The organism is Thiothrix sp. UBA5583 (assembly GCA_002425225.1).
In the GTDB taxonomy this organism is placed as follows: domain Bacteria; phylum Pseudomonadota; class Gammaproteobacteria; order Thiotrichales; family Thiotrichaceae; genus Thiothrix; species Thiothrix moscowensis.
Genome location: DILV01000034.1, coordinates 1 through 14,603, shown reverse-complemented (window position 1 = coordinate 14,603; position 14,603 = coordinate 1). Strand labels below are relative to the sequence as shown.

Annotated in this window: 21 protein-coding genes and 1 pseudogene; 3 read left to right on the top strand and 19 right to left on the bottom strand. The window is 52.3% G+C overall.

Going from position 1 to position 14,603, the window contains the following annotated elements; translation table 11 throughout:
- The first annotated feature begins 42 nt into the window (after positions 1-42).
- Positions 43-510, top strand: coding sequence for a Dps family protein (locus B2U47_RS14370; protein WP_296678255.1), 468 nt, complete (start codon positions 43-45; stop codon positions 508-510).
- A 27-nt stretch (positions 511-537) separates the two neighbouring features.
- Here B2U47_RS14370 and B2U47_RS14365 read toward each other — a convergent pair whose 3' ends face one another.
- Positions 538-1,284 (bottom strand): tetratricopeptide repeat protein, encoded by a 747-nt coding sequence (locus tag B2U47_RS14365; RefSeq protein ID WP_296678253.1) that lies wholly within the window; start codon positions 1,282-1,284, stop codon positions 538-540.
- A gap of 185 nt (positions 1,285-1,469) precedes the next feature.
- Between B2U47_RS14365 and B2U47_RS14360 the strand changes: the two genes are divergently transcribed.
- Positions 1,470-2,411, top strand: coding sequence for a tRNA-dihydrouridine synthase (locus tag B2U47_RS14360; RefSeq protein ID WP_296678251.1), 942 nt, complete (start codon positions 1,470-1,472; stop codon positions 2,409-2,411).
- 19 nt (positions 2,412-2,430) lie between these two features.
- On the opposite strand, the gene B2U47_RS14355 is transcribed toward B2U47_RS14360, so the two are convergent.
- From B2U47_RS14355 to B2U47_RS14340, 4 genes are all read right to left on the bottom strand, one after another.
- Complete coding sequence (locus tag B2U47_RS14355) at positions 2,431-3,093, bottom strand: hypothetical protein (protein ID WP_296688429.1); 663 nt, start codon at positions 3,091-3,093, stop codon at positions 2,431-2,433.
- A gap of 67 nt (positions 3,094-3,160) precedes the next feature.
- Positions 3,161-3,283: a hypothetical protein gene (locus tag B2U47_RS14350; RefSeq protein ID WP_296678247.1), complete on the bottom strand. Its 123-nt coding sequence runs from the start codon at positions 3,281-3,283 to the stop codon at positions 3,161-3,163.
- A gap of 126 nt (positions 3,284-3,409) precedes the next feature.
- Entirely contained in the window at positions 3,410-3,688 is a 279-nt protein-coding gene (locus B2U47_RS14345) for a VOC family protein (protein ID WP_296678245.1), read from the bottom strand.
- A 1-nt stretch (position 3,689) separates the two neighbouring features.
- Complete coding sequence (locus tag B2U47_RS14340) at positions 3,690-3,992, bottom strand: hypothetical protein (protein ID WP_296678243.1); 303 nt, start codon at positions 3,990-3,992, stop codon at positions 3,690-3,692.
- Positions 3,993-4,285: 293 nt separating this feature from the next.
- Between B2U47_RS14340 and B2U47_RS14335 the strand changes: the two genes are divergently transcribed.
- A complete protein-coding gene (locus tag B2U47_RS14335) occupies positions 4,286-5,395 on the top strand; it encodes an ISAs1 family transposase (protein ID WP_296678241.1) in 1,110 nt (369 codons plus the stop codon).
- Here B2U47_RS14335 and B2U47_RS14330 read toward each other — a convergent pair.
- From B2U47_RS14330 to B2U47_RS14265, 14 genes and pseudogenes are all read right to left on the bottom strand, one after another.
- Positions 5,368-5,811: a YdcF family protein gene (locus tag B2U47_RS14330; RefSeq protein WP_296678239.1), complete on the bottom strand. Its 444-nt coding sequence runs from the start codon at positions 5,809-5,811 to the stop codon at positions 5,368-5,370. The two genes, B2U47_RS14335 and B2U47_RS14330, sit on opposite strands and share 28 nt — an antisense overlap.
- A complete protein-coding gene (locus B2U47_RS14325) occupies positions 5,808-6,119 on the bottom strand; it encodes a hypothetical protein (protein ID WP_296683799.1) in 312 nt (103 codons plus the stop codon). Before B2U47_RS14325 ends, B2U47_RS14330 begins: the two co-directional genes overlap by 4 nt.
- Before the next feature lie 2 nt (positions 6,120-6,121).
- Entirely contained in the window at positions 6,122-6,301 is a 180-nt protein-coding gene (locus B2U47_RS14320) for a hypothetical protein (RefSeq protein ID WP_296683801.1), read from the bottom strand.
- A 13-nt stretch (positions 6,302-6,314) separates the two neighbouring features.
- Positions 6,315-6,818, bottom strand: coding sequence for a hypothetical protein (locus B2U47_RS14315; RefSeq protein WP_296678235.1), 504 nt, complete (start codon positions 6,816-6,818; stop codon positions 6,315-6,317).
- Positions 6,819-6,904: 86 nt separating this feature from the next.
- Positions 6,905-7,588: an alpha/beta fold hydrolase gene (locus tag B2U47_RS14310; RefSeq protein WP_296688427.1), complete on the bottom strand. Its 684-nt coding sequence runs from the start codon at positions 7,586-7,588 to the stop codon at positions 6,905-6,907.
- A gap of 17 nt (positions 7,589-7,605) precedes the next feature.
- Positions 7,606-8,079: a Cys-tRNA(Pro) deacylase gene (gene ybaK / locus B2U47_RS14305; protein ID WP_296678230.1), complete on the bottom strand. Its 474-nt coding sequence runs from the start codon at positions 8,077-8,079 to the stop codon at positions 7,606-7,608.
- Complete coding sequence (locus B2U47_RS14300) at positions 8,076-8,921, bottom strand: CvfB family protein (RefSeq protein WP_296678227.1); 846 nt, start codon at positions 8,919-8,921, stop codon at positions 8,076-8,078. The genes ybaK and B2U47_RS14300 overlap by 4 nt, the downstream gene beginning before the upstream one ends.
- Positions 8,922-8,940: 19 nt before the next feature.
- On the bottom strand, positions 8,941-9,306 hold the full coding sequence (locus B2U47_RS14295; RefSeq protein WP_296678224.1) for a DUF2809 domain-containing protein: 366 nt from the start codon (positions 9,304-9,306) through the stop codon (positions 8,941-8,943).
- Between the two features lie 125 nt (positions 9,307-9,431).
- Positions 9,432-10,256 (bottom strand): hypothetical protein, encoded by an 825-nt coding sequence (locus B2U47_RS14290; protein WP_296678221.1) that lies wholly within the window; start codon positions 10,254-10,256, stop codon positions 9,432-9,434.
- 2 nt (positions 10,257-10,258) lie between these two features.
- Complete coding sequence (locus tag B2U47_RS14285; protein ID WP_296678219.1) at positions 10,259-10,648, bottom strand: thiol-disulfide oxidoreductase DCC family protein; 390 nt, start codon at positions 10,646-10,648, stop codon at positions 10,259-10,261.
- A gap of 14 nt (positions 10,649-10,662) precedes the next feature.
- A pseudogene (locus B2U47_RS14280) lies at positions 10,663-10,941 on the bottom strand (fatty acid desaturase); the annotation flags it as partial.
- A 227-nt stretch (positions 10,942-11,168) separates the two neighbouring features.
- A complete protein-coding gene (locus B2U47_RS14275; protein ID WP_296678215.1) occupies positions 11,169-12,005 on the bottom strand; it encodes an MOSC domain-containing protein in 837 nt (278 codons plus the stop codon).
- 15 nt (positions 12,006-12,020) lie between these two features.
- On the bottom strand, positions 12,021-12,437 hold the full coding sequence (locus B2U47_RS14270) for a hypothetical protein (protein ID WP_296678214.1): 417 nt from the start codon (positions 12,435-12,437) through the stop codon (positions 12,021-12,023).
- 16 nt (positions 12,438-12,453) lie between these two features.
- On the bottom strand, positions 12,454-14,603 hold a 2,150-nt coding region (locus B2U47_RS14265; protein WP_296678211.1), incomplete at its 5' end, for a COR domain-containing protein.

The following is a 14,603-nucleotide window of genomic DNA, read 5'->3' as shown; positions in this document are numbered from 1 at the left end:
ACTGACTTCATCGACACACAAAACAAACACGGAGAAACAAACATGGACATCAATATCGGCATTCAGACAGAACAACGTCAGGCGATTGCAGACGGGCTTTCCCGCTTGCTGGCGGATACTTACACCTTGTATCTCAAGACCCACAATTACCACTGGAACGTGACCGGGCCGATGTTCAACACCTTGCACCTCATGTTCGAGACGCAATACAACGAGCTGGCACTGGCGGTGGATTTGATTGCCGAACGCATCCGTGCGTTGGGGCATGTCGCTCCCGGTACTTATGCCGCTTACAGCCGTTTGTCTTCCATCCCGGAAGAAGAGGGTGTACCGAAAGCACAGGACATGATCCGTAATCTGGTGGAAGGTCAGGAAGCAGTGGTGCGTACTGCCCGCAGCATTTTCCCGGTGGTGGATGAGGCAGGTGATGAACCGACTGCCGATTTGCTCACCCAGCGGATGCAAATCCATGAAAAAAATGCGTGGATGTTGCGCAGCATGTTGGAATAAGCAGGGGTATTGGGGTGCTTTGCCGGTTCAGGTTTGCAGGGTTTTCAGCATCTGTTCTGCCTGCTTGATCCATTCCTGTTCCTTACGGCGGTAATATTTGGGAGCACGGCGGGCACGTAGCTGAATATCTTCCAGTACTTGGCGGGCGCGTCCAGTTTGCCCGCTTTGTTGCAAAAGCTGGGCGTAGTGCCAACGGGCTTCTTCGCCGGGGTAGGTAGCTGCTAGTGCCTGAAATTCTTCCAGTGCTTGTGGAATCTTGCCCAAGGCTTCGAGGCTGCGAGCGTACAACAAATGCCCGTCATGTGAGCGGAAATTGGGGTTAGCTTGAATCAGCGTATCCAGTGTCGCTACGCTGCTTTGGAATTGTCCTGCACCGAATTGTGCTTGTGCCAGTTTCAGCAGGATGTCCGGGTCATCGTGCCCGTTTTGCTGGCAACGTTGCAGCAAGGCAATGGCATCGTCATGAAACCCGGCTTCGATACATTCCGCCGCCAGTTTGACGCGGTTGGCAACCGTATCGGCAATTTCCAGTTCGTCTTTGCGGCGGCGCAATTCACGTTCCGGGTCGATGGCTTTCAGCAGGCGGTTGCTGGCAGAGCGCACGGTGCGGCTGTGGCGCATTTCTGGCAAGACCTGCGTGAAAAAGTATACGGCACAGCCAATACCGGGGAGAAAGGCGATGATGTAAATCCAGAATGTTTCACGCCCGGTACGCACGACGTGGATGGCAAAGGCAATCTGGATCAAAAGGACAAGTCCACCAAGAACCGGCATGATTATCTCCTGAAATGATTATTATACAGCACATTATTGCGCAAGTTCGATGGAGATGTCACGGGTTCGCGCTTGTAAATTCTACGGGTGGGTGCTGGCGATTACAGGTAAAAAGCCATTCCCGCTAGCCAACAGACCTCATTCCCGCTAGAGTTCTGCGGCATGACCAGCCAACATTCCACCCCATGCGCCTGATCCTCGCCCCGATGGAAGGCGTGATGGATCACACCATGCGCGACCTGCTCACCCGCGTTGGCGGCTATGACCGCTGCGTGACCGAATTCGTGCGCGTGGTAGACCGGCGCTTGCCCGCACGGGTGTTTTACCGCGCCTGCCCCGAACTGCTGACAGGTGGGAAAACCCCCGCCGGAACCCCGGTGTACGTACAATTGCTGGGCGGCGACCCCGACTGTATGGCGCTGAATGCGCAGGTGCTGGAACAGCTTGCAGTCCCCGGCATTGACCTCAATTTCGGCTGCCCCTCCAAAACCGTCAACAAGAGCGACGGCGGCTCGGTGCTGCTGCGCGAACCGGAACGAGTACACGCCATCGTCAAGGCGGTGCGGGCAGCGGTCAGCCCGCACATCCCCGTTACCGCCAAAATCCGCCTCGGCTTCAAGGACAGCAGCCTGCTGGAAGACATTGCGCTAGGGGTGGAAGCTGCCGGGGCGACCGAACTGTGCATTCACGCCCGCACCAAACAGCACGGCTATTTACCCCCAGCCTATTGGGAGGAAATCGGCAAGATCAAACCCAAACTGAGCCTGCCGGTGATTGCCAACGGTGAAATCTGGTCGGCAGCGAATGCACGTCAAGCCCAAGCGGAAAGTGGCTGCACCGACCTGATGTTGGGGCGTGGCGCGTTGAGTTTCCCCGATCTTGCCCGCGCTATCCACGCCCAGCACACGAGGGCAGACTACACCCCGCTGGCATGGGCAGAGGTGCTGCCGCTGGTGGTCGAATACGCCAGCCATCTGGAAACACGCGCCCCCAAATACGCCGCCAGTTTCGTCAAGCAGTGGTTTACCTATTTGCGCCGCCAATACCCGCAGGCGGATAACCTGTTCCAGCACATCAAGCGGATGCCTGCGTTGGATGCCATCAAGCCCGCATTGCATCGCGGGTAGCAACCAGCCTGTCGTAGCCTTACAGCCCGCCGGACACCATCAGCAAACCAAAGAACGGCGCAAGCACAATCCCGCCCAGCACGGCGGTCGCACCATCTGCTGCCAGCGTCAGCGGGGTCAGGGCAATTTTTGCAGCGGTATTGGCTACACCATCCGGCTCAACCACGGTCAATTCATATGGCTGGCGGAAGAACGCGGTTTGCGGCACTCGTACATTGCCTGCCAGATAACGTGTGCCCTGGATGCTGGCACTGTAAGCCAAGGTATTGCCCTGTTGGCGGAAACCACGCTGAGTCAGGAATTGATGCTCTTCCACCGTGAGTTTGCCTACGTCAGCCTGCAAGGTGTAGCTACCGCTGACGTTTTGCCCTGCATTCACAGTGAATTTGTCAAAAGCCGGGGTAAGTTTGGTGCGTCCACTCCATTGCAATACCGATTTCAGCGGCTCACTTAGCGGGAAAATGAAATGGTGTTGTTCACCCGCCACCACCAGCGTGGCTTTGTCCGGGGTGATCAGGAAACTGTTGATTTTTTCGGTGCTGGCGTTTTTGCTGGAATGCAAGGCATGGGTAGCACAGCCGACTGAGGCAAGGCTCAGCATGGCAATGAGCAGGTAATGCAGTAAATGGCGCATGGAAACCCCGGTGTTGGCTTGATTGACGATGGCAACATCATGCATCACACACAACTTCATAGAAAACATCAGTCTATTAAGTCGTACCTTGCGCTACTTTACGTCGTAATTTCTGCTACTTGCGGACTGTCAGACGGCTGACATTGTATTGCTCGGCCAGCGCCTTTTGGGTCAGGGACGATGCCTTGATTTCTGCCCGTAATTTGGGGGTTGTGAGTGCTTCTGGGTGTAGTTTCATGTACGCTCCGTCGGGTATCTATGTGCTGATAACCTCGCCTCGAGGATATGCCGTGCCTTGAACAGCGGGTAGCTCTTTAAGGGGATATGAGCATAAGGGACGCGACACAGGATGAAATATTCGTTTTCATTGCCATACCTCCACGTATCGCCCGTCAGGATCTTGCAAGACACGCTGGCTTTTCCCACCGAAATGAAAGCCCAGACGGGTGTTATCCGGCTCACCCTTGGCGGGGTAGAGTTCCAAAACCAACCCGTTGTCCATCACAGCAGCATAGTGCCTTAAACCGTTACCGTGCTGTTCCGAGATAAAGTGGAGGTTCAGTCCCTCGTAAAACAAACGGGTGAGTTCAATGTCACGACAGCGCAATACCAATAAATTCAATTGTGGGTGTGTTTGCTGCATCTTAAATTAACTTTTTCAGCCGTTCTTGCTTTTCGCGTAAATGAACACAAGACTCAATCGGATGATATTTTTTAAACCATTGATTTAAAGTCATTTCATTGTGCAAGGTGATAAACGTTTTCTCGTGCCGATCCTCCACTTCAAGCGGAAAGCCGTATGACTCTACTTTTTGGCATAATTCCTCAAGTATTCTGTGGTGGAAATCATAAAATACCTTTTTATCCGCCCACATATCTTCTCCATATAAAACAACAAACTCCTCATTTTTGAAAAACACGCAAAACCTAGATGACAAATCTGACATAGCTTTTATTCCTTTGATAAATGCTGAGAATTACTCAAGCTCCTAACTTATTCTGAAACAATAATCCAACCATGCAGGCAATTCGCGTAATGATGCGTAGACATCACGCCATTCAAAATAATGGGGATATGCCGCCCCGATATTAACAAAACCCTCTTTCCTAAACGCCATTTTACTACGGGAAAGATGATAAAGCTGCGAAACGACAATGACAGGCAGGGCGAGCGCATATAAATTTGCATTGAAACAATGCAGTTAGCGACACTACCGGTTTTAGCCGCTACGGAAAAACCATGAGTGCCAGCCTGATAGATCATTTTTCGCCATTGGAAGATCCCCGGATAGAGCGTAACAAACGCCACGCGCTGTTGGACATACTGGTACTGGTGGTCAGTGCGGTATGCAGTAATGCCAAAGGTTGGGAAGCAATAGAAGATTTTGGACACACCAAGCTGGATTGGCTACGCCAGTACGTGCCGCTGGCGAATGGAGTTCCTTCCCACGACTGCATTGAATATGTGATGACCCGTCTGTCGCCCGTCAAATTCCGGGAGTGCTTCATGAATTGGACGCAGGCGGTCAAACGCGAAGTTCAAGAGGTTATCGCGGTTGATGGCAAAACCGCCAGAGGTTCACGTGACCGCGCCAATGGCGGCAAGCCTTTGCACATGGTGACGGCCTGGGCGTGTGAAAACCGTCTGGTATTGGCACAAGAGGCAACCGATGAGAAATCCAATGAAATCACCGCTATCCCCAAGCTGCTTGAGCTGTTGGAACTGAAAGGCTGCATTGTGACGCTGGACGCGATGGGCTGCCAACGCACCATTGCCGAACAGATTAAGGAACAGCAAGGTGATTACGTGATGGGGCTGAAAGGCAACCAAAGCAACCTGCATGAAGCGGTGGACGATTACTTCACCACCGCACGGGAACACGCTTTCAATGCTGTCCCCCATACTTACACAGAAGAACTCGACAAGGATCATGGCAGGTTGGAAATCCGCCGTTACTGGATCACCGAAGACCTCACCACCCTGCCCAATATTGAGGTGTGGACAGGGTTACGTAGCATCGGCATGGTTGAGCGGGAATGCACACAAGGTGACACGACCACGGTAGAACAGCGTTTCTTCATCGCCTCCATCCCCGCTGATGCCAAACTGTTCGCCAAGGCAGTCCGTGGGCATTGGGGGATTGAGAACACCCTGCACTGGCGGCTGGATGTGACCTTCTCGGAAGATGCCAGCCGTATCCGTAAGGGAAATGGCCCCGCCATGATGACCAGCATCCGCCACCTGTGCATCAACCTCTTTGAACACGAAGGCTCCAAACTCAGTTTGCCAAAAAAGCAAAACAAAGCCGCGTGGGATGATACCTACCGCGCCAAGGTCTTATTTGCGTGAGAATTTATATGCGGTCGCCCTGCAATGACAGGCTGATCGAGTTGTACCCATCGGTGGGCATTCAATGCAGTTAGGTGGGTATTGTTGCCGTAAGAATCTGCTATCACCGCCACAGCGGGAATGCCTTGTGTTTCCAGATACTGCTTCATCACCACCGCTTCGTCGTGACCTTCCTTACCTAAGCCGCCGCTGACGATGATCGTTTGCACAGTGCCGTCGCGGAATAATTCCGCAGCGCGTTCCAGCCGTGCTTTCAGGCGTTCGGATGGTTCGCCGGAAGGGTAGACTTGATTGCCTAGTACCACGGCGTATTCTGATTTTTTATAGCCAGTGGTTGCGCCGTCAAGCCAAATGGCGGCGATACCTAAGAAATACAACAAAACCAATAATGAAATGATTTTTCGTAATTTTTTCATTGTGTCTTACTTTTGCTTTTGCCGAAAAAATACTTCACCAGAATGCTGGCAGGCAGGAGTATGCATGACCATATCAGCGTCAAAACCAGCATAAACGTCATGATGGAAAGCCCACCACCTTCCAGTTCAGGATTAAGCACCATAACGATCAGAAAGGACAACGCGATACATAACAACGTCATTCGGTAAGGTGGTAATGAATACGTTTTGGGCAATAGCTTCCACGTCAACCACCAGAACAGCAGGCTGGGGAGTGAACCTATTGCCACCAAAATCAGTACAAAAAGTAAAACCAGTAATGTTTCCATAATCATCGGCTCGGTGGGCAAAAGCCCAGAAAGTCTGGTTTGGCACAACTCGGCTCAACCCCTTTCCACTGCTGGCAATGCCCAAACGCATCCGCCTTTTCGCAATCGGGGTGTGCCGTAGCACAAGCATTCAGCCCCAACAGGCATAGCCAAAGCAATAAGTGTTTTCCGTGGTGTTTCATGGTAATTCCTCCATCATTGTTGAGAGCCGTGATAGTGTATTCGAGCCTGCGAAACCGCTATCGGTTCAAGCAACATCGCCTTAAAATCCCAGCCTGAAAAATTCACCATGCTTTTTCCACGCTGATAATGCCGCCAAAAATCCCTGCCGTATTCCGGGTAAAACACCAAACCAACCGCAATCACCACCAATGTCGGTGCAGTACGTCGCCCGCTGCCAGCCAGACAACATTGCATCCGCACCTCATCAACCACCGTCACGCCATAGCCGAGTAATACATGAAACAAATCATGGCTTTCAAATTTGGGCATTAACGCGAAACCGTGCTGCTGTAAAAACACCGCCAACGCCCGCCCCGTGCTGGTAGCAGGTAGCTGTTGTAAATCTTCAAGCGTTACATCCCATGCCGTTACATGGCGATAATGAACAAGGCGATACAAGCCGTGGAGTGTTTTTACCAACCAGCGCATCAAGCGTTCGCGCCAACCGTTTTCGGCTGAAAAATCCATCTCTGCCATGCGCCTCATCAGTGGTTCAGATAGCGAGGATTATCCGGTGCAGACATGCAGCGATTTTGTAGCAGTTCAGGAAATAACGCGGATTTTTAGTGGAGAACCAACCGTTTTAACACCGCCGCACACGCCGCAGGTTGGGTTTGCAGCAAAAAATGCCCAGACTGCGCAATGCGGGTGATTTCCACATGGGCAAAGTACCGCCGTAACTCATCTGCACACCGCTCCGGCACTGCCCGATCATTGACTGCCCGCAAATAATGACAGGGGATTTCCCAGCGTTGCGCCAAGGCAAACGGGCGTGCTGCTGCAATCAGCCGCAAGCGGTACGCCGCCACGCCGGGCAGCACTTGCTCCCGCACAGGTTTTAGCAAGGCTTGTAAGCGTGCATCAATACCCAACAATCGCAGCAATGACTCAGGTAATGGCAACCGCCACCAACGCTCCAGCGGCAAATGCATCGCCAGTTTCAACAGCCACGGATGCGGTGCGCTGGCAAACGACGCGCAAAAAATGACGCTGTGTAGCGGAATACCTTGCCGCAATAATTCCACCGCAATCAAGCCGGAAAACGATTCCGCCAGCAATACCGTGTCGGTGTCGAACGCCACTTGTGAACGAACTTGTGCCGCCAGTGCTTCCACCGACAGGCATTGATCGAGCGGGTAACAAATGACCTGAACCGGAAATGCTGCCCCCAACGCTTCCAGTAATGGCTGAAACAGCAAGCCAGTGCCATCAAGACCGGGGAGAAGGACGAGTTTTATTGCCATCATTCACCCCCCACAAAACGTTACTCGGTGTGTATCAATGGCGTGAACACCGCCCGAGTCAGGCTTTGCAAATCCTGCGGGGCAAGCTCGATTTCCAGCCCGCGCCGCCCGGCACTCACGTAAATCGTGGAAAATTGCAACGCAGACTCGTCGATGAAGGTTTTCAGCAGCTTTTTTTGCCCCAGCGGACTAACCCCGCCGAGCACGTAACCCGTGGTGCGAGCAACCAAGGCTTTGTCTGCCATGTCGGCTTTTTTGGCGTGGGCGGCTTTGGCGAGGTGTTTCATGCTGAGCATCGCGGCGACCGGCACGATACCAACGGCAAGTTCTTTACCATCCAGGTTTACCACCAGCGTTTTGAAGACTTGCGTGGGGGGAAGCCCTAGTTTTTCGGCGGCTTCCAAACCGTAGGCGGCGTTGTCGGGGTCGTGGGTGTATTCGTGTACCTTGAAGGCGATTTTGGCTTTTTTGGCGAGGTTGATGGCTGGGGTCACGGCTTTGCCTTTTCCACTAGGCGGATCAGGTCTTTGCCCATCACAATCTGTTGCTGCTTGTATAGCAAGCCGATGGCACGTTTGAAATGTGCCTTGCTCACCTGAAATTCACGGTAAATGTCATCGGGGGAGCTTTTGTCAGTAAAGGTTGATGTGCCGCCGCGTGCGTGTAGGTGATCGAGAATTTTCTGTGCCAAAGCATCCTGTACTACCGGGCTGGGTAGTTGCAGGGTCAGGTCGATTTTCCGGTCGGGGCGGATGGCTTTGATATAACCCTTTACCCGTTGCCCGATTCGCAGCGGCTGGAACACCTCATTGGCATACAGCAAGCCAATGTGTGTTGCCTCAATGACGGCTTTGAAGCCTAGCTCGGTGCGTTCGTAAATCATCAATTCCACCGGCTGATGCGGGGTGAAGCTGCTGTTGATTTCGTGGAGAAACAACTCCAGACGCGAGGAAGCGGCAATGGTTTCGGTGCGCTCATCAAAGTACACGCATACCACGTAGGATTGGCCTTCCTGCATCGGTATGGCTTGTTCCTTGCGCGGTACGAGCAAATCTTTCGGCAAACCCCAATCCAGAAACGCGCCAAAGCGGTTCACCGCCACCACTTGCAAACAGGCGACTTCGTTCACTTGTGCCAGTGGCGTTTCGGTCGTCGCAATCAGGCGGTCTTCCGAATCCAGATAAATGAAAACGTTTAACTTGCTATCGACCTGGCAATCTTTAGGTACGTAGCGTTTGGGGAGTAAAATTTCGCCGTAACTTCCGCCATCCAGATACACCCCGAAGCTGGTAGTTTTGGTGACGCGCAGCAGGTTGAATTTGCCAGGTTTTAACATGAGATAGTCCTTTGGTTGGTCAACTGTTTCGCAAGCGGGTATCCAGCCACCAGATGACCAGACACCCAGCAGCATACATCAGGATGTCGTGAAAGCTGAAACTTGTCCCTACCACTACCCGTGCCCAGCCGGTCAGTTGCAGTGTATCTGCCACGCGGAATAATTGTGCCAATTCCACCGCCACAGCGAAGACGAACACACCGATTGCGAGCCGCGTTGCCTCCACCTTCCAGAAGGCTTTCACTGCACAATACACCAAAATCACCACCAGAAAATCGCCGAAATAGGCGCGGATAAAGTGGTAATGGTTGAGTTTGGTGGCAATGATCACTTCCACTACAAACAGGATGATGGCAGCAATCAGCATTGGCAGGTTCAGGCGCATCGCGGTTCCTTCGGGTTATTGTTCTTGGGGCATTATCCCTGAAGGGTTTGCAGGAAGTTTGCAGGCTTGTTGCAACTTCTGCGGATTTTGTGGAAATCAACGAGAGGATAATCAGCTTGTACGGTTCATCGCAAGTCCTTCAGTACGGCAGTGTGTTGCTGACCATTAACGAACGGTTGCGCTACCCGGAAAGCACGGTAATGAATTTTGGTGCAAAACGCCGTGCTGGTATCGCGAGTACCAATAAATTCCTGTTCCATCGTACCCTTGACCACCCGTGACCATTGCGTATTTGCTGGAACCAAATCATAGGTCAATGCTGCCGCCCTGAATAAAGTCCGTTGTCGCCAGTTTAACCCCGTTTCCTGTGCTGCCGTTTCATACGGGTTAATCTCGGGCAGGGTAGGTGATGGCAATGGTTTGTCATCAATCGCAGAAGTATCAGGAATCGAATGCCAATCCATCGGGTGGGAAAACGCTACGGTAACTGCCAATACACCCAATAAAAGACTGCTGAATGCCAGCGAACCGTTTTTCCAGCCCAACTGGACTGGCCTGACCCCTAACACCCGCAGCAAAACCCAGCCGCCGAAACTCATCGCAAGTGCATTCAACCCCGCCATGAAGGCTAGAAACGCGGGGTAAATGCTGCTATTGCCTGTCAACGCAAGGTGTAATGCTTCCCACCAACCAGCGGCGTAGCCCGCCAATACCAATGCCGGAAAATAGGCGACCCGCCAGATAGCGTAAGCCAGACACACAGCTAGTACCTGCTGCCAACGCATTCGCAGCCCCGCCAACAGTGACATCAGTATGAACAAAACACCTGTAATGCTGCTGACGTGAAACGCAACCTGCAACTGGTTTTCTGACAATTCCGTTTGCACATCCAGCCAGAAACCGGCGGCTATCAAGCTCGTAACACCGAATAATCCCAACCACAAACGCATAATCACACTCCTTGCATACCCTTGGTTGTGCGCCCGGTCAGCCACAAACGGTGTCTGGCAAAGAGGCGATAACCCCAAGCGAGCGCGGGTAACAGACCGGGTGTTTTACGCACGACTACTGCCATCCGTCGGTAATAAGGCAACTGTTCCCAAAGGGTGAGAAAGCCGTAAACACCCGTTTGTAGTTGCTGCCCACCATCCACAACGTGCAACTGCCGCATGGTTTGCTCATAACTCAATCCTGCTTGTTCAAGGGCATCCCGATCCTGGGAAATATCAACCCAGTGAATCGCCTGATGCACATCCAGCCGCTGCATGGCACGTATTTCCAAACGGCACAATGGGCAATCACCATCGTGATAACAGGTAATCGGCGTTATTGGTTTCTGCATGAAGCACTCCTCATTCAAATCACCCAATGATGTTCCTTGTAACCAGCCTTATCCAGCCGTCGCGCCAGTTCCGGTAAATGGCAGGTCGGTACAGCCGGGAACAAATGATGTTCAATGTGGAAAAACATGTTGTAAAACAGCAGGCTTTTCCACGGAGAACGCAGCGTGCGGGCACTGTTCCAGCCGTCATGGTCGCAATCATGATGCACTGTCCACACGGCGAAAAACGCAGAGAAGCAATAAGCCGCCAGCATCAGCAGACTGTGACCTTGCAATGCCGCGCTGTCTGACCAGCCCCAAAATGCAGACCAGTTCCAGCACTAGCCATGGCAACGGCAAGCTCAGTTCCTTGAGGATCTCCCAAGGCTGGTATTGCATCAGATCGCGCCACTGCACCGAGGACTGCAAAGTTGTCACCATTGTTCACCTGTTATTGCGCTGGATTTGCAGGGAACATAGCGTGTTGCCGGGCAGGAAACCTCCGGTTTGATCATTCGGGAATACTTTTGGTAAAGCTGTTTCAAACCAGCCGGTCGCCAACCCTGATTACTCTGCCATTCCCTACCGTCAGGGTGGCATTCTGCCCAAAATATGCGCCGTTCAATTGCGGGTAAGGGTTCATCGCTGTCAGGGTACGCAATGGCTCTTTGGGGTCAGCAATCACCCCGCTGCGCTGATCAACCGTGGTGGTTTTGCAGCGTTGGCAGGGCTTGCGGATGGCAAGGGTATAGCTGCCATCACTGGCACTCAGGTTTTTGCAGTCATTTTCACCCCATGCGCTGATGTCGCTGAGAACAATATTCGGGCGGAAACGTTCCATTGGTACAGCATCTGCACCGTTGGCAAGCAGTTGGGTGTTCAGTGCCTCTAGGGATGCTTCCGACACAATCAAAAACGGGTAGCCATCGGAAAAGGCGGTATCTGCGCTGTCGCCATCCATATATGCGGGGTCAACCGGGCGCACGCTGTCGGGGGCAAAGCGTACCAGCCGCAAATCGCTGCCTTGCCATTGCCCTACTGCCTGTGTCAGCCAGCGTGATGCTGCGCTACCTTCCTCGCAACCGCTACAGGTATCGCGCCACACGACCACCGTGCAACGCTGCGTGGGTAACGGTGTAAGCGGAACGGTCAGGGGGGGCAACCCTGCGTGTTCCAGCAACAGGGTATCTGCCGTCAGGCGTGTGCTGATACGCGCCAGCGCGGGCATTTGCCGCTGGGTGACGAATTGTCCGCTGGCATCCACCAGCATCCACTGGCGGTCAAATGCCAGCCCTTGGGTGGTCAGGGTGGCGGCATCCAGGCTGATTCCTTGTAGGGATTTGACCGGGTAAACGTGCAGGCTGCTGATGGTGGGCATGGCTTCTCCATAAGATTACAAACAGCGGTGCAGGGTAGCGGGTTTGCCGTGTTCTAGGTATAGGTAATAGTTTACGAAGTTTTCACCTTGGGCATTACGGATTCGCAAATTCAAGGAATTGCCCCACAGTTGTCCACTGTACGTTGCCGGTTCAGGGGTAGGGTGCTTCCCATCCAGAATGGGCAGTCCCACGCGAGGGGTGTATGTGCCTTTGGCAGTGAAATTGCCGTTGGCATTGGGTTTGATGGCTTCTGTGATCGTACCTGCCGCGCAATCGAAACGCAGACTACTTTCCGCTGGATTCAGGTCAAGCTCCACGCCGACACCACCCCATTTTCCGTACAAGGGAACGGTGGGATCGGGCAACGGCGTTGATGGTGTACAGCCTCCCAGCAATACCGCACTCAGGGTGGTCATGGGCAGATAACGCATGGATTCATTTCCTCTTTCAGGTGACAACGCACGGTAACATATCTTGGGGTTTTCCCAGCTTTTCGACTTGCTTGCGGATGCCTATTTCGACGCTGCCCCAGAATTTGCCGGGGGAAGACCAATCTTCCAAGGAGTCCGCATTTTCGTGGGTAGCAACGGTTAAATTTCCCAAGGTTTCGTGCCAATAAGCCGTATGACGGATAAGCACGGGGATAACGGGAATACCTTCTTGCTCGTGGCGTTCCAGAGCAATCGGTAGCTCAACACGACGGCTGTAACGCTCCGGGTCGAGAAAATCAGGGCTGACCAACAACACAATCAAATCGGCACGGCGCAATTCGGGCAGGATTTGTTCATTTACACTGTCACCTGCCTGCATTCTGTTATCACTCCAGACTTCGAGTTTAACCCGCTGCCTGAGCGCGGACTGGATCAGGCGCAGGTGTTTTTCCAAGGTGAGCTTATGTTCATAATCCTTGCGTGAATAAGAAATGAAGAGCTTGACGGTTGTGTCAGGTTCAATGACATCGAGGTGCGAACGGATTGTATCCGCTTCCTCGTCAGCAAATGGCGGGAGTTCATCGCGTACTTTTTGCCCTTGCTGTAAGTATTCCTTGTAACGTGGTGGTTGCGGGCTGGTTTCCTTCACCAACTTGCGCAGCACCTGAACAAACTTGTGGGGTTGCTGATTCGCGCGGATGTGAAACTGCAATTGCCCCGCGTTGGAAGTCTTGCAATTCGGTGCTGTTGGCTCACAGTGCAATAACACCTCCCCGAATTCTGTTTCGCAGAAAACACCAGTACGCCAGACCTCACTGTCGTAAGTTTCCCCCAAACGCACAATCAAGCGTTCAATAATGCTACGGTGAAGAAAAGGATAGTCCACCACCAGTAACCAATCATCCGGTTGTGACTGTTCACGCCGTGCTTTTTGCGTTTTGCTCTCCGCTGGCAATAACGCGGGGATAATAAATTCACGTTCGGCAAAGGGAATCTCTTTGTTTTGATTATCGCGATACTGTGGCTGATAACAAATGTCACACTTGCGCATGAAATCGAGGTAAATTTGCCGCTCGACATCATCCACCTCTGACCAAATAAAGCGGGTAAATTTGCCTTTGAATTTACCATGCTTGTCTTGAATATCTTCACGGAAGCCATTGGGGTCAAACACGCGGTAAGCCGCATCAATCACCCAGTTTTGGTCAAGGATCACCTGATCCTGGAAGGTGTTTTTTTGATAAAACAGTACGCCAATTTTATGCAGGTAATCGACAAACCAATCCACGTAATCAATACCTGCCGCTATGCACAGGTCACGGAAACGAGAAAAAACGATGCTCTTTTCGGTGGTTTTCAGTGCTTCCAGTTGCTCCTGAGCAGCCACCCATGTGTTTGGCAATTCGACACGGACTTGCAGTTTTGGGTTATCCAAGAACTCCTCGATAACGCCGCGCAGTTTACGGATTCCTTGATACTTTTTGGCTGATATACCGACAAATTCATAATCTTGGTCAAGCTCATGCATCGCTAACTCAGGCGGTACTGGTGACTTGTTTTTGGCACGATCCATTTGATTTTTGACGATAATCACGGGGCTGTTTTTCCCCAGATCGTGAATCGCCTCCAGCCAGTAATTGACGGAATGACGAATCTCTTGATCGTTTTCTGCGGTTTCCTCAGCCCATAGCAACAGATACAGGCAATCTGATGACAAGAACAAGCGGTGAGTGGCGTGATAGATTTCTTGCCCACCAAAATCCCATACATTCAGGTTGATGGTGTCGCCATTGTCCATCGGAAAGGGAATGGTTTTAATGGTAATGCCGTGTGTTGAGGCACAATCCTCTTCAACGGATTTGCCCGTTTCCAACGCAATTGCCAGCGTGGTTTTGCCAACCCGACCGTTACCGACTAGCTGGATTTTAAGCTGCTTTTGCGTCACCGAGCCGTGTGAGAGGATAGCTTGGCGGTAATGTTTAATATTTTCGAGACAGTTATCACCGTGATAACTACCTAACAATGCGGATGGAATACCGGATTTAGGGCTATCATGAAAAGAAAACTCTTGTAGCTGCCCCGACAACAGCAAGTCATCAATAACAGAAAGGTCATTGACCTCATTAGCTCCACAAGTAAGTTTTTGCAACGCGGGCAAGTCGCGCA